Here is a 20,975-nt window from a genome sequence, read left to right as displayed (position 1 = left end):
CATTTATGGCGAAGTACGAACAACGCAATGATCTTTGCCCCATCCTTGGTCCGCAGAGCGGGCTCCCCCTCTTCCGGAGCCCGTGCCGATCATCGATGGGAGTTTCATGCTCAACCGATATGGGGCGCTGCTGACGGTGGCGACGGCCCTGGCCGCCCTGGGAGCCGTCGCCCCCGCCCAGGCGTCCGCGGCGGCCCCGGTCAGCGTGTCGTTCGCCGCCGCGGAGGACGTGTTCGTCAGCCAGGCGGAGCCCGCCAAGAGCTTCGCCACCGCGACGTGGCTCAGCGTCTGCGGCTCCGGCTGCGGCGGGACCGCCGCCGGGCAGCGCCTGGCACTGACCCGCTTCAAGGTCACCGGCATCCCGGACGACGCCGAGGACGTCAAGGTCACCCTGGACGTCGTCTCGGCCAGGACGACCGCCACCACCGTCTCCGCCTTACCCGTGACGGGCTCCTGGACCGAGGCCGCCACCACCTGGAACACCCGCCCGGCCGTCAGCGGGAGCGCCGTCGCCACGCACACCGGGTTCACCACCGGCGCGACCGCCAAGCTGGACGTCTCCTCCGCGATCGACGGTGACGGCACCTACGCCTTCGCCCTCACCGGGACGTCCGACACCACGACCGTCCTGATGTCGTCGCGCGAGACCGGCGAGCGCGGGCCGAAGCTCACCGTCACCTACACGCCGGGGACGGGCGAGGAGCAGACCGACGGGCCGCTGCCGTTCACCCTGGCGAGCACCTCTGCGCTGCGGGCCGCGGGCAAGAAGGTGTTCGCGCACTACTTCCCGCCCTACCCGATCTCCCTTGACAACGCCGCTGCGGAAAACGATTACTACGCCCGCAACTACCTCAAGCCGGAAGGGGAGAGCGGCAAGCACGCCGCCTACGGCGGGCTGCTGCGCGACCGCCCGACCGGCCGCTCCCCCATCACCGGCGACTACGCGCTCGCCGACCTGAAGACCGAGGTCAAGCAGGCCATCGCCGCCGGCCTCGACGGCTTCACCGTGGACATACTCTCGGTGACCAGCGCGAACTGGACGCGGGTGCAGAACCTGGTCAAGGCCGCCGAGGCCGTCGATCCCGGCTTCAAGATCGTGCTCATGCCCGACACCAACGGGCTGGCCTCCGTGGACAGCGCCACCCTGGCCAAGGCCGTCGCCGGGCTCGCCGCGTCCGACTCGGTCTACCGGCTCGCCGACGACCGGCTGGTCGTCGCCCCGTTCAAGGCGGAGGGCAGGACCGCCGCCTGGTGGGCCGACTGGATGAAGACCATGGAGACGACGTACGGCATCAAGGTCGCCCTGGTGCCCTGCTTCGTCGACTTCGGCAAGAACCGCGACGCCTTCGCCTCCATCAGCTACGGCTTCTCCAACTGGGGCAGCCGCAGCCCCGCCGGCAACGCCGGCCTCAGCACCAACATCACCACCGCGCACAACCTGGGCAAGATCTGGATGCAGCCGGTGTCGGTCCAGGACGAGCGCCCCAACCAGGGCGTCTTCGACGAGGCCGGCAACACCGAGAACCTGCGCGCCTCCTGGAAGGGCGCCATCGACGGCAAGGCCGACTGGGTGCAGCTCACCACCTGGAACGACTACTCGGAGAACACCCAGTTCGCCCCGTCGAGGAACGCCGGATGGACCTACCTGGACATCAACGCCTACTACCTGACCTGCTACAAGCTGGGCTGCCCGAAGATCACCAACGACGTCGCCTACCTCACCCACCGGGTGCAGCCGGTCGCGGCCACGCCGTCGTACGCGCAGACCAAGCTGATGAAGCTGCGAGCGGGCAGCACCGCCGCCCGCGACACCGTGGAGGTGCTCAGCATGCTCACCGCCGCCGGCAAGGTTTCGGTCACGGTCGGCGGCACCACGCAGACCTATGACGCGCCCGCCGGGGTGTCCGCCAAGACCTTCCCGCTCAGGACGGGCACCGCCTCGGCCGTCGTGACCAGGAGCTCCGCCACCGTGGCGAAGGTGACGTCGCCGTACCCGGTCACGGCGACGCCGTACGTGCAGGATCTGCACTACCGGGCGGCCTCCAGTGAGCGCTGACGGCGGTCACGGATCTTCCAGGGCCGGGACCGCCGGGGACAGCAGCCCGTCCGCGTGCTCGGTCACCTCGCCCCTGACCAGCCGGAAGACGCGGAACTCGTTCGCGTGCGGGCCGCCCTCGGCGTCCCACACGTACAGGAGACCGTAGGAGCCGGGAGCGATCCTGCCGACGTCTGCGAACAGGCCGATGACCGCCGCACCCCACGCGCCGCCGCGGTTGGGGTTGCCGGCCAGGTGGACGAACGGCACGCCGTTCATCCACCGCAGGTCGATCAGCCCGTAGTCGCCGAGCGCGGCCAGGCGCTCCCGGATCTCCCCGACCTGCCGGCGCAGCAGCGCCGGATCGTCGTCCGGGCCCGCGCTCTCGCGGATGGTCAGCCAGCCGTGATACTCGAACACCCGGCCACGCTACCGATCTCCCCTACGACATCAGCAGCAGGGCGGCGATCGACGCCATGAGGCCCGGGCTGTGAGCTGGATCACGGTTGAGGTTGACCTTGGGTCAGGGTGGAAGCTCGGCGCACCGGCCCGGCAGCGGGCCGGATCCTCCAAAGGAACGGAACCCGCCATGACACTCACCAGCCAGGACCAGAGCACCGACGCCGCCGGGCCCGACCGCCCCGAGCTGCGCGAGACGATGGAGGAGCTCGTCGGCTCCGGCTTCCTCGGGATGTCGCTGCGCGTGCGCGACGAGCGCGGCGAGTGGGCCGGCAGCGCCGGGCTGGCCGAGCTGGGCGGCACCACCCCGCCGCCGATCGACGGGCACGTCCGGGCCGGCAGCAACGTCAAGCCGTTCATCGCGACCCTGGTGCTGCAGTTGGTGGCCGAGGGCAGGGTCGGGCTCGACGATCCGGTCACGCGGCACCTGCCCGGGTTCGCGCTGGACGGGCGGATCACGGTGCGGATGTTGCTGCAGCAGAACAGCGGCCTGTTCAACTTCAGCGGCGAGGTGTACGAGGACGGCACGATCGTGCATGGCATCCCCATCCCCTACGGCGCCACGGGCAAGGAGTGGGTGAACGACCGGTTCAGGACCTACCGGCCGCAGGAGCTGGTGGAGCTGGCGCTGTCGAAGCCGCCGCGGTTCGAGCCGGGCGCCGGCTGGAGCTACTCCAACACCAACTACGTGCTGGCCAGGCTGCTGATCGAGAAGGTCACCGGCCGTCCGGTCGCCGAGGAGATGCGGCGGCTGATCCTCGGGCCGCTCGGGCTGACCGGCACCCTCGTGCCGGACGACTCGCCGGAGATCCCCGCGCCGCACGCCCACGCCTACTACCGCTACGAGGAGGACGGCCGGGCCCGGACGGTGGACGTCACCCGGCAGAACCCCTCCTGGGTATCCAGCGGCGGCGACCTGATCTCCACCACCCGGGACCTGCAGACCTTCATCTCCGCGCTGCTGGGCGGCCGGTTGCTGCCCGCCGAGTTGCTGGCCGAGATGTGCACGCCGTACCCGACGGGCATCCCGGACATGGACTACGGGCTGGGCGTGTTCGTGCTGACCACGGCCGGTGGCGGCACCGTCGTCTCGCACAACGGCGCGAGCGTCGGTCATGCCGCGCTGATGTACGGCACGCCCGGCGGCGGCCGGACCCTGACGGCTGCGATCAACTGCGTGGACGACGCCGACCTGACCGTCGCGGCGGCCTTCGCCTCCGCCCAGCACCGGCTGCTCGACGAGGTGTTCGGCGAGGTGTTCGGCGACTCAGCCTCTTGACCCGGCCGTTCAGCCGGTCGGTCTGGCGACACCGATGACATGCTCGAAGTGCCGGAAGGCGAACCGTTCCGCGCTCTCGACGGTGAACCCAGCCCGCCGGATGGCGGCCAGGGTGTCACGCGCGGGGTGGCAGCCTCCTGCGGCCAGCGCCCAGAAGGGCGTCACCAGCCGCTCCGCCAGCGTCACCAGCGGGTTGCCGGAGCGCTGATGCTCGTAGAAGCGCAGCTCACCCCGGGGCGCCAGCACCCTCCGCACCTCGGCCAGCGTCTCCCGCACCCGGGCTGAGCAGCACAGCACCAGCGAGCAGACCACGGCGTCGCAGGAGCCGTCGGCGACGGGCAGGGCCAGCAGGCTCCCGTCCAGGATCCGCACCGGCGTCGCCAGCCGGTCGGCGACGCCCCTGGCCGCCGCCCGGAGGAACGGGTCGGGCTCCACCAGGACGATCTCCGTCACGTCCGCCGGGTAGCAGCTCAGCTTCACCCCGTCGCCCGCCCCCAGCTCCAGGACGCGCCCGCGCAGCCCCGCGAGGAGACGCCCGCGCTGCGGGGTCGGCGTGACGCCGTTCCGCACCCCGCGCGGGTGATGGAACTGTTCCATGCCCTCGGCGAGGCTCTGCCTCAAGAAGGGCGGGGCCGCCCGGCCGCCCGTGTGCACGGTCATGTCTCCTCCTGGGATCCGCATTTCCACTATCGGGCCGGGAGGCTCAGGAGGGGCGGGGTCGCTACGTAATCCTGACGGGTTCGGCCGGGATTCCTACGCGTCCTTGAGGTCAGGCCGGTCGTTCATGAGCCGGGCGAGGCGGTCCCAGGCCGGGGACGAGGCGCCGGCCTGCGACTGGGCGGCCAGCCTGGCGATGGCCGGGTTGGTGACCGGCCGCCCCTCGGATCGGCTGTGGTGGCGGCCGAACCAGTCGCGGGTGCGCTCGGCCAGGCCGGGCAGGCGGTCGTCGTCCGGCGGCCAGTCGTAGGCGGCGTCGTGCTCCAGGTACAGGTCGCGGAACTCGGGGTCGGCCAGCAGCTCGGCCTTCTCGGCGATCCAGATGGAGGCGTCCTCGGGTGAGGCCGTCTGCATGAGGATCCAGCCGTCGCGTTCCAGCCGCCTCTGCCGCTCGCTGACGCCGAGCCGTCGCAGGTCGTCGAGGTAGTCGGCGACCTGCGGGGAGACGAACAGCCGGTCGCCGCCGTGGAGCTGGGCGAGTTGCTCGCGGGTCCGCCGCAACTGCTCGATGCGTTCCTCGAGGCCCTGGTCGATCTCGGTGATGGCCGCCGTGAGCGTCTCCTGGTCGGCGTCGAGCAGGTCCTTGATGCGGGCCAGCGGCACGCCCGCCTGCGCCAGCGTCCTGATCTTGACGAGCAGGACGGCGTGCTCGGCGGTGTAGCGGCGGTAGCCGGAGGAGTCGCGGCCTGGTTCGGCGAGCAGGCCGCGCTCGTGGTAGTGGCGGATGGCCTTGGTGGTCACCGCGGCGTAGTCCGCGAGCTGGCCGATCGTGAGCATGCCGGACATCCTTCCACCCCCGCCGTCAGGCGCGTCTGGTCAGGCGGCCGCCCCCGTTGCGGAAGCGCGCCCGGCCGTCGCGGACGTCGTGGTAGGAGACGAGCAGCAGCCGCAGGTATCCGTCGAACGTCTCCAGCGGGTACCCGGCGGGCGCGAACAGGCCGGGCCTGATCGCCACGTACCGCTGCGGCGGGGCGGAGGTGGTGCCGCCGGCGAACTCCGTGAAGATCCGCTCCTGCGAGGCGTCCGCCGGCTCGTAGGTGGTCCGCTCCTCCAGCTCGCCGTCCACGATGGTGACGTCGATGCGGAGCTGGTTCGAGCGGTACGTGCCCACGTACGGGGTGAGGTCGACGTCCTGCCCCACCTCGGTGATCAGCGAAGGGATCGGGACGCCGAGATGGTCGCGCAGCAGCCACTGCAGGAGCTGGTCCTGCAGCATGAGCGCGCCCGGGGTGTTGCCGAACGCGGTGAAGACCAGGTCGTACTCGGGCACGACGCACAGGATCGACACGCCGCCGGGCGAGGCGCCCGACATGGCCAGCACGGTCGTGCCGCCGAACGGGTACAGCACCCAGCCCAGGCCCATCGGCGGGGTGTTGGGCGCTTCCATGTCGTACGAGACCCGCTGCATGAGCGCGACCGACTCGGCGGACAGGACCCGCTCGCCGGTGGGGGACACCCCGCCCGCGAGGTGGGTGCGCCCGAAGGCGAGCAGGTCGGCGACGGTGCCGATCGGGGTGCCGCCGGCCGGGCCCCAGGTGTCGGGCAGCGTGAACATGCCCGTGACCTTGGCCTCCATGGTCTCGGGGTCCGGGAAGTGGCCGACCGCCGTGCCGCGCAGGATGGCCTGCTCGGCCGAGGTGCTGGAGTCCTTCATCCCGGCGGGCGCGTAGACCTCCCGTTCGAGCAGCTCGGGGAACGGCGTGCCGGTGACCACTTCCAGCAGCCGGCCGGCGACGATCATGCCGCCGTTGGAGTAGCTGAGCTGCTCGCCCGGCTCGAACAGGGTGCCGCAGCCGCTCGCCAGCCCGGCGACGTACGTCTTCAGCGCGTCCCGGCCCTTGGCGTCGGGGAAGAACAGGTCGGCGTCGATGCCGTTGGTGTGCGAGATCAGGTGCCGGACCAGGATCTTGTCCGCCGCGCCCGGCACGGCCAGGGCGAACTCGGGCAGGTACGCGACGACGGGCGCGTCGAGGTCCAGCCGGCCCCGCTCGGCCTGCTGCAGGACCAGCGTGGTGGTCAGGACCTTGGTGACGGAGCCGAACAGGAAGCCGGTGTCGGCGAGCATCGGCGCGCCGGTGGCGAGGTTCGCGGTGCCGTGGGCGACGATGACCTGCTCGCCCGCGTGGTGGACGCCGGCGACGAACCCGGGGACTTGGGCGGTCTCGCAGTAGTCCGTGATCTGGTGGCGGATCTGGGCTTCGACGGCGGTTTCGAGTGCGTTGTTCTCCATGCGTCAGATCGTCCAACCTTGCCCCTGGGGCAAGGTCAAGCAAGAATCTCCGGGCGCTATCCGGCGTTGCTAAGTACCGGTAGTGAGTGCTACTTTCTACCGGTAGTCAGCGACACCGATTAGCTGAGCGCGTACGGGGGGACCTGGACATGGCCGCGGAGCCGACCGAGCCGAAGAGCCGCTACCTGCACTACCTGGAGGCCGTCACCGGGCCGCTGGAGGACAAGAAGCGCTTCCGGCAGTACAAGGCGCGCGTCAAGCGGCTGCCCGGCCACTACCGCATCGCCGCCGAGGCGCTGGAGCGCTACCTCATGCACTTCGGGCCCGCCGACGGCAGCGGCGCCATGCAGATGTACGAGGACCTCGCCGAGCTGCTCGAACGCAGCGCCGCGGACGGCACGCCGATCCGGGACGTGTTCGGCCAGGACCCGGTGGAGTTCGTCGAGGCGTTCATGGCCAACTACCCGCTCGGCCAGTACCGCAGGCGGGAACGCCGCCGCTTCACCGACGCCATCGCCCGCGCCGCCGGCGAGGAGCCCGCCTCCTCCCGCAGCGACGACCTCTGATGACCGCGCCGCGCACCGCCCGTCAGTCGAAGGTCTCGTGCACCGTCTCGGGACCGTCGTCGTCCAGCTCGATCCGGACCCGGTCGATGACGCCGGTGAACGCGAACCCGCGCGGATAGTCCCAGCTCACCGGCGACAACGCGTCCCGCCCCAGCACCAGCCCCTGCCACCCGATCAGGTACCGGGCGGTGGTGAGCGGCTCCTTGGCGGAGGCCGGGCGGCCGTCCACGGCGAGGCTGGCGACGCCCTGGCAGGGGCCGGTACGGGTGAGGACGACCGACAGGGTGTGCTCGCCGGGCGGGACGTCACGGTCGCCGTGCACGCGGTAGCGGGTGCCGTGGTGGTGGTACTCGTAGTGCAGGCGGCCTCCGGCGAGGTAGAGGACGTGGCCGCCGTTGACGTCGCCCTGCGACAGCAGCACGCCCTCGTCGCCGGCGCGCAGCCGCACCTCGGCGTCGATGCGGTAGGAGCGGTCGTAGATGAGCGGGGTGACGCCGCCGGGGATGCGGCTCAGCTCGGGGTAGAGGACGAAGCTACGCCGCCGCCTGGGTGAGGCGGCGCTGTGGTACCTGGCGGCGCGTTCGGCGAAGTTGCGGTCGTCCAGCGGGAAGACGTCGTACCGGTCGGCCTCCGACCACCAGCGGCCGATCAGCTCGTGCAGCACGTCCGGGCGTTCGGCGGCCAGGTCGTGGCATTCGGAGAAGTCGTCGTCCAGGTGGTACAGCTCCCACCGGTCGTCGTCGTAGGAGGTGCCGCGCTCGTGGTAGGCCACGGCCTTCCAGCCTTCGTGCCAGATGGCGCGGTGCCCGTACATCTCGAAGTACTGGGTGGTGCGGCGGGTCGGCGCGGCGGGCGCGTCGAAGGTGTAGCGCATGGAGACGCCGTGCACGGGGAGCTGGGCGAGGCCCTGGCGGGTGGCGGGCATCTCGGCGCCGACGGCGTCCAGGATGGTGGGGGTGACGTCGATGACGTGGTGGAACTGGCCGCGCACGCCGCCGGGCGGGGTGTGGCCTGGCCAGGAGACGATGAGCGGCGCGCGGACGCCGCCGGCGTGCGTGTTCTGCTTGTAGCGCTTGAGCGGGGTGTTGCCGGCCTGCGCCCAGCCCCACGGGTAGTTGCCGTGGCAGCGGGGCCCGCCGATCTCGTCGAGGCGGGCGAGGTTGTCGGCGTGCGGCACCTCGGCGCCGTTCTCGTAGGCGATGGAGTTGGTGTTGCCGAGCGGCCCGCCCTCCTGGCTGGCGCCGTTGTCGGACAGGAGGACGACGAGGGTGTTCTCGCGGGTGCCGAGCCTGTCGAGGTGGGCCAGGAGCCGGGCGAGGTGGGCGTCGGTGTGCTCCATCATCGCGGCGAACGCCTCCTGCAGGCGGGCGGCGACGCGGCGCTCGTCCCCGGGCAGCTCGTCCCAGGGGCGGACGCCGTCGTTGCGCGGGGCGAGCGCGGTGCCGGGCGGGATGACGCCGAGCTCGATCTGGCGGGCGTGCCGGCGCTGCCTGATGACGTCCCAGCCCTCGTCGTAGCGGCCCCGGTAGCGGCGCAGGTACTCCTCGGGCGCCTGGTGGGGCGCGTGGCCCGCGCCCATCGCCAGGTAGAGCAGGTACGGCTTGTCCGGGCCGACCGACTTGTGGTCGGAGACGCAGGCGATGGCCCGGTCCACGAGGTCCTCGGTCAGGTGGTAGCCCTCCTCCGGGGTGCGCGGCGGCTCCACCCGGTGGTTGTCCTGGACGAGCTCGGGATGGTACTGGTCGCTGATCCCCTCCAGGAAGCCGTAGTAGCGGTCGAAGCCCCTGCCGAGGGGCCACTGGTCGTAGGGGCCGATCGCGCTGGTCTGGTCCATCGGCGCCAGGTGCCACTTGCCGAACGCGTAGGTGTTGTAGCCGGTGTCGCGCAGCACCTCGGCGAGCGTGGCGGCGCGGTGCGTCACGGTGCCGCGCTTGCCGGGGAAGCCGCTGTCGGCGTTCGACAGCAGCGACATGCCGACGGCGTGGTGGTTGCGGCCGGTGAGCAGCGAGGCGCGGGTGGGCGAGCACAGGGGCGTGACGTGGAAGTTGGTGTAGCGGACGCCGGAGGCGGCCAGCGCGTCCATCGTCGGGGTGGCGATCTCGGAGCCGTAGCAGCCGAGGCTGCCGAAGCCGACGTCGTCGAGGACGATGACGATCACGTCCGGCGCGCCCTCGCGCGGCGTGGGCGGCTGCGGCCACCACGGCGTGGAGTCCCGGTAGGTGCGGCCCACGTGTCCGGGCGTCATGCGTAGATCCTCTCTTCGAGCTGGCGCAGGGTCAGGCCGCGCGTCTCGGGGGCGAGCCAGGCGGTGACCACCACGTTGACCAGGGCGAGGGCGGCGATCACCAGGAACGACGCGCCGCCGAGCGCGTCGAACATGCTGGGCAGCGCCAGCGTGCCGACCACGCTGCCGCTCTTGCCGACCATGTTCACGACACCGACCGCGCGGCCCCGCACGGAGGCGGGGAACAGCTCGGGCGCCCACGAGTAGAACGCCAGCGAGGTGCCGCCGTTGATGACCGCAATCGTCACGGCGAAGGCCACCAGCACGATCCACGAGGTGCCGAACGCGGCCCAGATGAGGAACGTGCACGCCGCCGCGACCGCCGTGCCGGTGATCGCGATGAAGCGGCGGCCGATCGACTCGATCACCCACAGGCAGACGACCAGGCCGAGCACGACGGCCAGGGCGGTCGTGGAGGCGGTGAAGAGCAGTGAGGTGAACGTGCTGGGCGTGACGATCCGGTTGATCAGGGTGGGCTGGTAGAGCAGGATGGCCGAGCCGTACAGGTTGTTGAAGCCCCAGTACACGCAGAGCATGACGAGGCTGGTCAGGAGGGGTTTGCGGAACAGGATGCGGATGGAGGCGGCCTGCCTGCCGGTGTGGGTGGCCGGGGCGGGGTCCGGGCCGGTGTTCTCGCCGGAGGTGGCGTAGCGCCAGGCGGCCAGTGCCTCCTCGTGCCGGCCGTGCGCGCGCAGCCAGTACGGCGACTCGGGCGTACGGCGGCGCAGGAACAGCAGCAGCACCGCCGCCAGCGCGCCCGTGGCCATCACCCATCGCCAGTGCTCCACCCCCGCCGCCGTGAAGATCAGCAGCGTGACGGCGATGGCGGTCAGCGCGCCGAGCATCCACGCCACCCCGCCCAGCCCGGTGAACGTGCCGCGCCGCCTGGACGGGATGAACTCGGCGATCAGCGCGGCCGAGGCCGGCATGTCGGCGCCGATGGCGAAGCCGACGAAGAAGCGCAGCGCGATGAGCTGCCACACGTCGCCGACGAGCAGGAACCCGAGCGAGGCCAGGACGAACACCGCCATCGAGGCGAAGAAGACCGGGCGGCGGCCGAGCCGGTCGGTCAGCGGTCCGGTGAGCAGGGAGCCGAGTGCCATGCCGATGAACGCCGACGCGCCCACCAGGCCGAGGATGCCGGGGTCCGGCGACAGCTCGGGCACCACGCCGAGCAGTGCGCCGGACAGGACCAGCAGGTCGTAGCCGTCCACGTAGTAGCCGCCGATGGCGGTGAGCGCGATGCGGCGCTGCCCGCGGGTCAGGCCTCCCGCGTCGAATTCGACAGTCTCGCTCGTCATGCGGGCGAATCTATGCGCGCCGTAACCATTCGTCTATTGCCATGGTGCGACTCATGACCATACGTTTTTCGGATGATCGAACGTATGGACCTGCAGCTCGCCTGGCTGACGACCTTCGTCGCGGTCGTGGACCACGGCGGTTTCACCGCGGCCGGGCGGGCGCTCGGCCGGTCGCAGCCCCGGGTCAGCGCGCACGTCGCCGCGCTGGAGCGGGCCGTCGGCGACACGCTGCTCATCCGTACGAGCAAGGAGGTCACGCTCACCGTGGCGGGGGCCAGGTTCCTGCCGAAGGCGCGTGCGGCGCTGGCGGAGCTGCAGGCGGGGGTGGAGGAGGTCCGCACGCTGCGCGCCAAGCTCAAGGGGCGCGTCACCGTGGGCGGGTACCCGGGGCTCAGCGCGGTGCTGCTGGCGCCGCTGATGCAGCAGTTCAGGCGGCTGCATCCGGGCGTCTCCGTGGTGCTGCGCGAGGGTGACCCGATGCAGCTGGAGGAGGGGCTGGCGCACGGGGAGGTGGACATCGCGCTGCGCACGTCGGACGTGCCGCAGGTGCACCACGACCTGCGGTCGTCGCAGCTGTTCCACGAGAAGATCGTGCTGGTGGCGCCCAAGGGGCATGCGCTGGGCGCCGGGTCGCCGGTGGAGCTGGCGTCGCTGTCCGGCGGCACCGTCATCGTCACCGGCGATCCGTATGCCGGGTGGGCCGACTATCGTGACCGGCTCGATCGGGCCGGGGTCGATCCGGCCGAGGTGATGGTGATCGCGCAGGCCACCACGATCGTGGCGATGGTGGCGGCGGGGCTGGGGGTGGCGCTGCTGGGGGCGTTCGCGGCGCAGGTGGCGGCGCTGGGGGACGGGGTGGTGACCCGGGAGCTGCCGGGGCCGTTGTGGCGGCGGGAGATCCGGATGTACCGGCGGGCGGGGCGGGTGTCCGCGCCCGCCGTCGATGCCTTCGTCGAGCTGCTTCGTCAGGAGGCGCCGGGCCTGACCTCCCGCACGGCCGTCTGGCCGCGCGGCTGACCTCATCGCCGCACGGCCGGGTGGCCGGCCGCAGAAGTGACCCCGTGCCGGTGCCGTCCGCTCGACAGGCCCCTTGCCGGGCGGACGGCCGCCGTCCTAGCCCTTCGAGGGCTGCCCGAACCAGCCGGTGAGCGCTTCCCGCAGCGCCTGCGCGGCGGTTTCGGCGGGCGCGTCGAGGGGGGCGGCCCAGGCGATGTGGGCGTCCGGGCGGATCAGCAGGGCGTCGGCGGGCCGCTCGTCGGTCTTGGCGGTGTGGACGTCGACGCGCCCGTCCCACTCCTGGGCGACCTGGCGCAGCTCAGGACGTCCGGCGAGGTCGAGCAGGACGGGCCGTGCGGCGCGCATGAGCTCGGCGACGCTGGTGGCGCCCTGGTCGGTGTGCAGGGCCAGGTCAGGGGCGAAGGCGCCGGCGAGGGGGTGGGGGTCGGCGCCCGGCATCGGGTAGCGGATGTCGGCCCCGGCGATGAGCGCGCCCATGCGGCGCAGCGGCTGCTCGTCGGACAGCAGTTCCTGGAAGACGGCCCGCAGCGCCTCGGCGGCCGGGTCGTGCCCGCGCCGCAGCGCCACCTGGGCGCGGGTGTGCAGCATGGTGCGGGCGCCGGCGAGGTGGCGTTCGTCGTGGTAGGTGTCGAGCAGGCCGGCCGGGGCCCGGCCGTTCAGGTCGGCGGCCAGCTTCCAGGCCAGGTTGACGGCGTCCAGCATGCCGGCGTTGATCGCCACGCCGGTCGCCGGGAACAGGTGCGCCGCGTCGCCGGCCACCAGGACGCGCCCCTGCCGGTAGCGTTCGGCCTGGCGGGCCTTGAAGGTGAAGCGCGACAGCCGGTGCGCCTCGCCCACCGGCAGCCGCACGCCGAGCACGCGGTGCAGGCTGTCCTGCAGCTCTTCGACGGTCATCGGGACGTCGTCGTCGTACTCGGCGGTCTCGTCCTCGATCGTGTAGAGGGAGACACGGCGGGAGTCCGGCGAGGAGCCCAGCCCGAACAGGCCGCCGTCCGTCCGGGTGAAGCCGGCGCTGACGGTGCCGGAGCCGGGGACGTCGAGGTCGCCGTTGCCGAGCACGGTGACCGTGTCGGGCAGGGTGACCTGGGCGAGCCTGTTGACCTCCGGGTAGGTGACGCCGGGGAAGCCGATGCCCGCCCAGTCGCGCACCCGGCTGCGGGCGCCGTCGCAGCCGACCAGGTAGCGGGCGGTGAGCTGGTAGGCGCCGTCGGGGCCGCGCACGTCCACGGTCACCGCGCTGTCGTCCTGGCTGACCGCGGTCACCTCGTGGCCGCGCCGGACGTCGAGGCCGAGTTCGGCGGCGTAGTCGTCGAGGACGCGTTCCAGCGACTGCTGCGGGAGCGGCAGGGCGTGCATCGGGGTTTCCGGCAGCTTGGTGAGGTCCACGTGCACGCCGCCGTAGGGGAAGACGGGCGGCGGGACGGGGTCGGTGCAGGCCGCCTGGAACCGGTCCAGCAGGCCGCGGTAGCGCAGCAGTTCCAGGATCTGCCCGCCGAGGCCGCCCGCCTTCGGCGTGTCGCGGCGTTGCGGTTTGCGCTCCAGGACCAGCGGGTGCACGCCGGCCAGGCGCAGTTCTGCGGCCAGCATCAGGCCGGTCGGGCCTGCGCCCACAATGATCACGTCAGTCATTCAGGTGTTTCCTTCACGTTCGGCTGGGCGGCGCGGGTCTGGCTACGACTGGCGCGTTCGGTCACCTCAGGGGCGATCCCATCTCGGGGTCGCATAGTAGTGCAGAGGACGCGGCACGGGCCTAACCGGACTTATCCGCCGAGCCCGTCGATCCGGGCGCGCAGGGCGCCGGCGTCGCCCGGGGCCAGCTCGGCGACGAGGTCGAGGGCGCGCCCCAGGGTCCGCCGCCCCTCCGCCACCCGGCCCGCCGCCACCTGCGCCTCCCCCAGCCGCTGCAACGTTCTGGCGCCCAGCGCGCGGTTGCCGCCCCGCCACGACAGTGACCGCAGGTAGTAGGCGATGGCCTCCTCGTACTGGCCGAGCAGGTGGTGGATGTAGCCCATGCTGTCGAGGGTGGCCGACTCGCCCGGCTCGTCGTCCAGCTCGCGGTGGATCAGCAGGGCCTCCTCGCAGCGGCGCAGCGCCTCCCCGTACGCGCCGAGCCGGGCGTGGAACCAGCCGACGTTGTTGAGCACCCGCCCCTCGCCCGCGCGGTCGCCCGCCGACCGGTGCAGCCGCAGCGCCTCCTCGCACAGGGCCAGGCCCTCCGCGTAGCGGCCCTGGCGGTCCTCCAGCACGCTCAGGTAGGTGAGGCAGACGCCCTGCCCGACCGGGTCGTCCAGCGTGCGGAACAGGGCGAGGGCCTGGCTCAGGTGGGCTCCGCTCGTCCCGTCCTGGCCGAGGCGGATGAGCGCCTGGGCGAGCCCGACGCGGACGTGCGCCTGCGCGGCCGGGTCCGCCAGCCGCAGGGCGGCCTCCAGCGCTGTCCGGTACATCGCCACCTGGTCGTCCGAGCGGCCCTCCTGCGACAGGAAGCCCCAGCAGGCGCAGGCGAGCTGCCAGGCGTGCGCGTCGAAACCGGCGCGCGCGGCATGCCGGATGGCCGCCAGCAGCGTGCGGTGCTCGCGGCCGAACCAGGCCAGGCTCTGCGCGCGGTCGGTGATGCGGGCCACGACCACGCCCGGCCTCGGCCCCGGCAGGGTCAGGGGCACCCGGTGCAGCATCTCCAGCAGCCCGTCGCCGAGGTGGGCGCTGTGCAGGTAGTGGTCGAGCAGCCGGTGCAGGGCCTCGCGGCGCTCGCCGTCCGAGTCGTGCAGGAGCGTCAGCTCCTCGGCGTACGCGCGGAGCAGGTCGTGCCAGCCGTAGCGGCCGGGTGAGGGTTCGGCGGCCAGGTTGGCGCGGGTCAGCTCGGTCAGCAGGCGGCGGGCCTCCCGGACGGTGACCCCGGCCAGGCTGGCGGCGGCCGACGTGGAGATCTCCGGCGCCGGTAACAGGCCCTTCAGGCGGAACAGGCGGGCGGCGTCCGGGGTGAGGGCGCGGTAGGACCAGGAGAAGACGGTGCGGAGGTTCGTCCCGGTGTCGCCGCCGTCGAAGACGTCGAGGTTGCCTGGTTCGTCCCCTGCCTCCGGGCCGTCCGCTTCTTCCAGGCCTGTGATCAGGGCGCGGAGCGGGAACGCCGGGCGGGTGTGGGCGCGGGCCGCCACGATGGACAGGGCCAGCGGCAGCCCGGCGCACCGGGAGACGATGTCGTCCACCGCCTGCGGCTCGGCGCCCACCTTGTCCTTGCCGAGCCGGCGCGCCAGCAGCTCGCGGGACTCGGCGGGCGAGAACAGCCGCAGCGACAGCGTTCGGGCGCCCTCCGCCGCGACCAGGCCGGTCAGCTCGGCCCGGCTGGTGATCAGCGCCAGGCAGCCCGGCGCGCTGGGCAGCAGCGGGCGGACCTGGTCGGCGTCGAGGGCGTTGTCGAGCAGGATGAGCATCCGGCGGCCGGCCAGCAGGCTGCGGTAGAGCCCCGCCTGCGCGTCCAGGGTGGCGGGGATCAGCTCGGGCGGCACTTGCAGGGCGTCCAGGAACAGGCGCACCGCCTCGGCGGGGGAACGGGCGGCGTGCGTGGGGCCGTAGCCCTGGAGGTTGACGTAGAGCTGGCCGTCGGGGAAGCGGTCGCGGGCGCGGTGCGCCCAGTGCACGGCCAGGGTGGTCTTGCCGACGCCGCCGGTGCCGGTGACGACGACGCACGGGGCCGGGGCCTGGTCCGGTCCTGGGGCGGTCAGCCGGTCCAGGGCGGCCAGTTCGTCCTGGCGGGCGGTGAACGGCTCGGTGTCCGGGGGGAGGTGGCGGGGGACGGCGGGCTGCGGCGTCGAGGGCGAAATCGGGCCCTTCACCGCAGAAGCCGCGCCGCGTGCCGAGGCTTCTTCGCGGCCCGCCAGGATCGCCTGGTGCAGGCGTTGCAGCTCCTCCCCCGGCTCGATCCCGAGCTCCTCGGCGAACCGCCGCCTGACCCCGCGGAAGACCGCCAGCGCCTCCGTCCGATGATCACCCCGCAGCAACGCCGTCATCAGCAAGGACACCAGCCGCTCCCGCAGCGGGTTCTCCCCCACCAGCGGCGTCAGCTCGGCGGCCACCTCCTGGTGCCGCCCCTGCCGCAGGTCGAGCGCGACCCGCCGTTCAAGGGCCGCCAGCCGCTCCTCCTCCAGGCCGGGCAGCACGACGTCGGGCAGCCAGCGCCCCGCCACGTCCGCCAGGGGCGGCCCCTGCCAGAGCGTCAGGGCGGCGCGCAGCAGGTCGGCGGCGCGTGCGGGGTCCGGCTCGCCGCCGGCGTCGCGCACCAGGTCGCGGAAGCGGTGCAGGTCGACGCGGTCGCGGCCGGCGGTGAGGCAGTAGCCGCGCGCCGAGGTGGTCAGCGCCGCCTCGGGGAACGGGGCGAGCAGGCGGCGCAGCCGGGAGATGTGCCCCTGGACGGCGTTGCGGGACGACTCGGGCGGCTCGCTCCCCCACAGCGCGGTCTGCAGCCGGGCCACGGGCACCGGACGTCCCGGTTCGAGCAGCAACATCGCCAGAACGGTCCGGTGCTGCGGCGTGGCCGGGCCCAGGCGCCGCCCGGCGTGCCACGCTCCCACCGGCCCCAGCAGACGGAACTCCACGCCCTCGACGGTCACGTCGTCCCAAGCCTCCAGCCGCTTCCCCGGCGATCGCCGTCATTGATCACCGAGGGCAGCCTAACTGCGCGTTCAGCAGAAAATCAGCGCTATTTCAGTACCTCATCGCACTCTGGTCACAGTTGGCATCCAGCGCCACATGAGCCATGAGGAGGCACATCATGGAGATCAAGGTCAAGAAGGTCGAGTCCGTCAAGGCTACTCAGAACCCCGCCACGTGAGGCGCTGACACCGCCTGACGATTTTCCCCGCGGGGAGGGGCGCCACGCTCCTCCCCGCGGGCCCTGGCATGTGTACTTGGCTGGCCGCGGGAGGCACGATGCGTGTGGCGTTGAAGGAATGCGAGTGGGAGACGATCGGCGCGGATCTCCTGGTGGTCTTCGACGCTCGCGAGGCGATCACCCTGGACGATCCGGAAGGGCACGTGGCCGCGCTCCTGGCCGAGCTGCGCCGGGCCCCGCAGACCGCGGCCGAGCTGAGCGTCTCGCTCCAGCGGCGCGGCATCCCGCTCTCGGAGGAGGACGTCGGCGGCGGCCTGACCGGCCTCGACTCGCTGGGCCTGGTGGAGGACGCCGACGGCCGTACGCTCGGCGACCTCGACGAGGACGAGCGGCACTTCTCCAACCTCAGCTTCTACGGCACCTACTCCGGTCTGGAGCGGCGGCGGGCCGGGTTCCACCGGCCGCTGAGCGAGGCCCACGTGCTGGTGCTCGGGGTCGGCGGCGGCGGTTCGTCCCTCGTCCAGTGCCTGGCCGGGCTGGGTGTCGGCGAGCTGACGCTGGTCGACCAGGACCGCGTCGAGTCCCGTAACTTCGCCCGGCAGTTCCTCTACCACCACGCCGACATCGGGCTGTCGAAGGCCGAGCGGGCCGCCGCGTGGGTGCGCGACTACGACCCGCGCATCAAGGTGCGCGCCGCCGATCGCTGGGTGTCCGCGCCGGAGGATCTGGAGGACCTGATCCAGGGCGTGGACCTCGTCGCGGGCGGGCTCGACGGCCATCCGCACGCCAACCTCTGGGCGAACGAGGCCGCGGTGCGCAACGGCGTCCCGTACGTGCTGGGCGGGGCCAACCGCAGCCAGCTCATGTACCTGTCCGTGGACCCCGGCCGCACGGCCTGCCTGGCCTGCGACTACGCCGACCGGCCTGTCGGTGACGGGCCGGACGCGGCCGCGTACCGGATCGTGGAGAACATGAAGCTGAGCAACCCGCTCACCGGGCCGATGGCGATGCAGGTCGGCTCGCTGCTCGCGCTGGAGGCGCAGCGCTACCTCACCGGGTACGAACCGCCGCGCGCGGCCGGCCACCGCGTCACCCTGGACCTGCGCACCGGACTGGTGCCCGAGTGGCAGCCGCTGCCCAGGAACCCCGGCTGCCAGGTCTGCGCCCTGGCCCCGGCGCGCGAGAGCGGGCGCCGATGAGCACCGCCCCGGTCAGGCTGAAGCCGCTCAGCGTCGTGCCGGAGGGCGACGACGAGGTCCTGGTGGGCGACCCCGCCAGTGGCACGTTCGTGACGATCCCGGCGGTGGGCGGGGTGGTGATCGCCGCTCTCCAGCGCGGCGCGAGCGTCGAGGAGGCGGCGGCCGAGGCCGAGGCGTTCGCCGGGGAGCCGGTCAACGTCCCGTCCTTCGTGGAGACGCTCGGTGAGCTGGGGTTCCTGGCTCCCGGGGAGAACGGGGACGCCGCGGAGCCCGTCCGCACCGCGCCCATCCAGGCCCGCCGCTGGATGACCAGCGTCCGCCCCGAGCTGGTCCGCCCGTTCTTCGGCCGGGTGGCCTGGGCCTGCTACGCCGCCTGCCTGCTGTACGCGCTGGCCGTCTTCGCGCTGCGGCCCGGCCTGCTGCCCGACCCCGCGGTGGACGCGTTCCCGTTCGAGGACGTCGGCCTGAGCGCGCTGGCCTGGCTGCCGTTCGTCTGGTTCGCGGCGGCCAGCCACGAGTGCGGCCACTGGCTGGGCGCGCGGGCCCTCGGCATCCAGACGCGCTTCGGCGTCGACCGCCGCCTGTGGATGCTGGTCTTCGAGACGGACCTGACCCAGCTCTGGACGCTCCCCCGCCGTCAGCGGTACGGCCCCCTGCTGGCGGGCCTGGCCGTGGACTGCGTCCTGCTGGCCGCGCTGCTCACCGGGCGGCTGCTGATCGACACCGGGGTGTGGCACGCGCCGGAGCTGGCAGGGAGGCTGCTGGCCGCGTGGGTGTTCATCAAGGTCATGCAGATGCTCTGGCAGAGCCTGGTCTTCCTGCGCACCGACCTGTACGCGGTGCTCGTCAACGCCCTGGGCTGCCGCAACCTGTGGCGGGTGAAGACGCTGATGCTCAAGCGGGCCCTGTCCGGGCTGACGGCCGAGGAGGCGGCGGAGCTGGCGGACGCGACCGACACCGACCTGCGGGTGGGCCGCTGGTTCCGGTGGGTGTGGCTGGCGGGCTTCGCCGGTGTGATCGTCTGGTTCTGCGTCCTGCTGCTGCCGGTCTTCGCCGAGACGCTGAGCTGGGCCGCCGAGGGGCTCGCCGAGGGGCCGCTGACGGCCGCGTTCTGGTACCGCCTGCTCTGCGTCACCCTGCTCCTGGGGCCCGAGACCCTGGCGCTGGTCCTGACCGTCAAGGAGTACGCGGGCCGCCTCACGGCCCGGCGCGCGGCGCGCGCGAGCTAGTCGGCGGACCTCAGCAGCATCGCCTCCACCTCGGTGCCCGCGTCGGCGGTGCAGACGTACGTGCAGCTCCCTGTCGCCGGCTCGACGTAGTACAGGGTCGCCCGCTTGCCGCACTTGGCGCAGAAGGCGGACGGCCCGCCGCCGAGCTCGGCCAGGCCGACCTTGATCTCCGGGATGAGAAAAGCCATGCGGGCAGCATAGATCAGCATGTCCCGGACTTCTGGGGCGACAACGGGTCTTGCCGGATTCATGGCCCGCAGATGGTCCTACAGGGATGCCGGCGCTTGGCTAGAGCTGCCGGACGAGGTCGAGCGTCCGCCGCCGGACGGACTCGTCGCCCAGGGCGCTGACGAGCAGATCGGTGACGCCCGCCTCGGCGAAGCGGGCCAGCTCCTTGGCGACCGTGTCCTCGTCCCCCGCGATGACGGTCTCGTGCAGGCCGGACAGCCCTTGCAGCTCCAGCAGGGACCGGTAGCTGGCGAAGCCCGCCGCGAAGCCGAGCCGGTCGGCGACCTGGCGGCGCACGCCGTCGGGGTCGGACGACACGGCCACCAGGGCCGCGGCGACGACGCGCGGGGCGGGGCGGCCCGCCGCCCGCGCGGCCTCGGTGATGCGCGGCACGATGTGGTCGGCGAGGGCGGCTGCCCCGGTCCAGGTCGTGACGGTGCCGTCGGTCAGCTCGCCGGCGATGCGCAGCATGGCGGGGCCGAGCGCGGCCAGCAGGACGGGCGGCGGGGTGGCGCCGGGCACCTCGACCTGGCCGGCGGCCGACAGCGTCTCGCCCCGGTACTCGACGGCCTCGCCGCGCAGCAGGGGCAGCAGCGCGTTCAGGTACTCGCGCGTGTGCCGGGCGGGCCGGTCGTAGGACAGGCCGTAGGAGCCTTCGATGATCTGCCGGTGGCTGGGGCCCACGCCGAGCGTGAAGCGGTTGCCGCCGGCTGCCTGCGCGGTGAGCGCCTGCACGGCGAGTGCGAGCGGGTGGCGCGGATAGGTCGGGACGACGGCGGTGCCCACCTCGATCCCGGGCGTCAGGCGGGCGGCGAGCCCGGCGACGGTGATCGCGTCCAGGGAGGTGAGCTGGCTGAGGAAGGCGCTGGTGAGCCCGCTCGCGGCGGCGGCTGCCACGTCGCCCAGCAGGGTGTCCAGGTCGGTTCCTGCGGTGTTGAGGTAGACGCCGACGCGCATGGGGGCCTCCTTAAGGTGAAGCGGAAATTCCGCTTCCTGTTCCGCAGGGTACAGTAACCTGAATCTGAGATTCCGGATAGGGGAGGCCATGCGAGCCGACGCCAGGCGCAACCGCGAGCGCATCGTCGGCGCGGCACTCGGACTGTTCGCCGAGCACGGGTCCGGCGTGTCGATGGAGGAGATCGCCCAGGCCGCCGGCCTCGGCGTGGGCACGCTGTACCGGCACTTCCCCGACCGGCGCGCGCTGGTCGAGGACCTCGCGGTGAGCACCCTCACGGCGCTGCGCGACCGCCTGCGGTCCACCCGCGACCGGCCGCCGTGGGACGCGCTCGCGGACCTGGTCGGCTACTGCGCCGGCCAGCCCCTCGCCCTGGTCACCTCGCTCACCGGTGCCGCGCCCGCCTCCGAGAGCCGCACCCGGCTCGTCGGCGAGGTGGACGTCCTGCTGCACGACCTGGTCGAACAGGCCCAGAAGCAGCGCGTCCTGCGCGGCGACCTGTCGCCCGAGCAGATCGCCGGGCTGCTCAACGTCGCCATCTGCCGCCCTGGCGCCCGCGCGGACGACCCGCTCACCACGGTCCTCCTGGACGGCCTGCGCACCCACCGTCCGGGCGCCTGACGGTCTTGCGCGGCGGTCCGGGGATGTGCA

Annotated in this window: 17 protein-coding genes; 7 read left to right on the top strand and 10 right to left on the bottom strand. The window is 72.7% G+C overall.

Annotation, left to right across the window (positions count from 1 at the left end; genetic code table 11):
• Positions 1–106 precede the first annotated feature (106 nt).
• The gene (locus ABD331_RS40125) at positions 107–2,056 is read left to right on the top strand and encodes a glycoside hydrolase family 71 protein (protein WP_344487336.1); all 1,950 of its coding nucleotides are present in this window, start codon (positions 107–109) and stop codon (positions 2,054–2,056) included.
• A 6-nt stretch (positions 2,057–2,062) separates the two neighbouring features.
• On the opposite strand, the gene ABD331_RS40120 is transcribed toward ABD331_RS40125, so the two are convergent.
• Positions 2,063–2,455, bottom strand: coding sequence for an Imm7 family immunity protein (locus tag ABD331_RS40120; protein WP_344487334.1), 393 nt, complete (start codon positions 2,453–2,455; stop codon positions 2,063–2,065).
• A 169-nt stretch (positions 2,456–2,624) separates the two neighbouring features.
• Between ABD331_RS40120 and ABD331_RS40115 the strand changes: the two genes are divergently transcribed.
• Entirely contained in the window at positions 2,625–3,773 is a 1,149-nt protein-coding gene (locus tag ABD331_RS40115) for a serine hydrolase domain-containing protein (RefSeq protein ID WP_344487332.1), read from the top strand.
• 9 nt (positions 3,774–3,782) lie between these two features.
• Here ABD331_RS40115 and ABD331_RS40110 read toward each other — a convergent pair whose 3' ends face one another.
• The 3 genes from ABD331_RS40110 to ABD331_RS40100 form a co-directional block, all read right to left on the bottom strand.
• A complete protein-coding gene (locus ABD331_RS40110; protein WP_344487330.1) occupies positions 3,783–4,433 on the bottom strand; it encodes a class I SAM-dependent methyltransferase in 651 nt (216 codons plus the stop codon).
• Positions 4,434–4,526: 93 nt separating this feature from the next.
• Positions 4,527–5,267, bottom strand: a complete 741-nt coding sequence (locus ABD331_RS40105) for a MerR family transcriptional regulator (RefSeq protein ID WP_344487328.1) — start codon at positions 5,265–5,267, stop codon at positions 4,527–4,529.
• A 25-nt stretch (positions 5,268–5,292) separates the two neighbouring features.
• The gene (locus tag ABD331_RS40100; protein WP_344487325.1) at positions 5,293–6,720 is read right to left on the bottom strand and encodes a serine hydrolase domain-containing protein; all 1,428 of its coding nucleotides are present in this window, start codon (positions 6,718–6,720) and stop codon (positions 5,293–5,295) included.
• Positions 6,721–6,869: 149 nt separating this feature from the next.
• Here ABD331_RS40100 and ABD331_RS40095 point away from each other — a divergent pair, with 149 nt between their 5' ends.
• The gene (locus ABD331_RS40095) at positions 6,870–7,286 is read left to right on the top strand and encodes a DUF1048 domain-containing protein (protein ID WP_344487323.1); all 417 of its coding nucleotides are present in this window, start codon (positions 6,870–6,872) and stop codon (positions 7,284–7,286) included.
• A gap of 22 nt (positions 7,287–7,308) precedes the next feature.
• Here the strand turns inward: ABD331_RS40095 and ABD331_RS40090 are convergent, their stop codons facing one another.
• Both ABD331_RS40090 and ABD331_RS40085 read right to left on the bottom strand, forming a co-directional pair.
• The gene (locus ABD331_RS40090; protein ID WP_344487321.1) at positions 7,309–9,531 is read right to left on the bottom strand and encodes an arylsulfatase; all 2,223 of its coding nucleotides are present in this window, start codon (positions 9,529–9,531) and stop codon (positions 7,309–7,311) included.
• On the bottom strand, positions 9,528–10,871 hold the full coding sequence (locus tag ABD331_RS40085; protein WP_344487320.1) for an MFS transporter: 1,344 nt from the start codon (positions 10,869–10,871) through the stop codon (positions 9,528–9,530). The genes ABD331_RS40090 and ABD331_RS40085 overlap by 4 nt, the downstream gene beginning before the upstream one ends.
• 72 nt (positions 10,872–10,943) lie before the next feature.
• Here ABD331_RS40085 and ABD331_RS40080 point away from each other — a divergent pair, with 72 nt between their 5' ends.
• Positions 10,944–11,888 (top strand): LysR family transcriptional regulator, encoded by a 945-nt coding sequence (locus ABD331_RS40080; protein WP_344487319.1) that lies wholly within the window; start codon positions 10,944–10,946, stop codon positions 11,886–11,888.
• A gap of 96 nt (positions 11,889–11,984) precedes the next feature.
• Here ABD331_RS40080 and ABD331_RS40075 read toward each other — a convergent pair whose 3' ends face one another.
• Together ABD331_RS40075 and ABD331_RS40070 are read right to left on the bottom strand one after the other, a co-directional pair.
• A complete protein-coding gene (locus tag ABD331_RS40075; RefSeq protein WP_344487318.1) occupies positions 11,985–13,517 on the bottom strand; it encodes an FAD-dependent monooxygenase in 1,533 nt (510 codons plus the stop codon).
• Between the two features lie 131 nt (positions 13,518–13,648).
• Positions 13,649–16,477 (bottom strand): AfsR/SARP family transcriptional regulator, encoded by a 2,829-nt coding sequence (locus ABD331_RS40070; RefSeq protein ID WP_344487317.1) that lies wholly within the window; start codon positions 16,475–16,477, stop codon positions 13,649–13,651.
• A 334-nt stretch (positions 16,478–16,811) separates the two neighbouring features.
• On the opposite strand from ABD331_RS40070, the gene ABD331_RS40065 reads away from it, so the two are divergent.
• Together ABD331_RS40065 and ABD331_RS40060 are read left to right on the top strand one after the other, a co-directional pair.
• On the top strand, positions 16,812–17,912 hold the full coding sequence (locus ABD331_RS40065; RefSeq protein ID WP_344487316.1) for a HesA/MoeB/ThiF family protein: 1,101 nt from the start codon (positions 16,812–16,814) through the stop codon (positions 17,910–17,912).
• Positions 17,909–19,141, top strand: coding sequence for a hypothetical protein (locus tag ABD331_RS40060; RefSeq protein ID WP_344487315.1), 1,233 nt, complete (start codon positions 17,909–17,911; stop codon positions 19,139–19,141). Before ABD331_RS40065 ends, ABD331_RS40060 begins: the two co-directional genes overlap by 4 nt.
• On the opposite strand, the gene ABD331_RS40055 is transcribed toward ABD331_RS40060, so the two are convergent.
• Together ABD331_RS40055 and ABD331_RS40050 are read right to left on the bottom strand one after the other, a co-directional pair.
• A complete protein-coding gene (locus tag ABD331_RS40055; protein WP_148432307.1) occupies positions 19,138–19,329 on the bottom strand; it encodes a hypothetical protein in 192 nt (63 codons plus the stop codon). The two genes, ABD331_RS40060 and ABD331_RS40055, sit on opposite strands and share 4 nt — an antisense overlap.
• Before the next feature lie 100 nt (positions 19,330–19,429).
• Complete coding sequence (locus tag ABD331_RS40050) at positions 19,430–20,326, bottom strand: TIGR03564 family F420-dependent LLM class oxidoreductase (RefSeq protein ID WP_344487311.1); 897 nt, start codon at positions 20,324–20,326, stop codon at positions 19,430–19,432.
• Between the two features lie 88 nt (positions 20,327–20,414).
• On the opposite strand from ABD331_RS40050, the gene ABD331_RS40045 reads away from it, so the two are divergent.
• On the top strand, positions 20,415–20,945 hold the full coding sequence (locus ABD331_RS40045) for a TetR/AcrR family transcriptional regulator (protein WP_344487309.1): 531 nt from the start codon (positions 20,415–20,417) through the stop codon (positions 20,943–20,945).
• The last annotated feature ends 30 nt before the right edge of the window (positions 20,946–20,975 follow it).

It is taken from the genome of Nonomuraea monospora (genome assembly GCF_039531895.1).
Classification (GTDB): domain Bacteria; phylum Actinomycetota; class Actinomycetes; order Streptosporangiales; family Streptosporangiaceae; genus Nonomuraea; species Nonomuraea monospora.
Note: the sequence above shows the minus strand (reverse complement) of the source record. Positions and strands in the feature narration are given on the sequence as shown.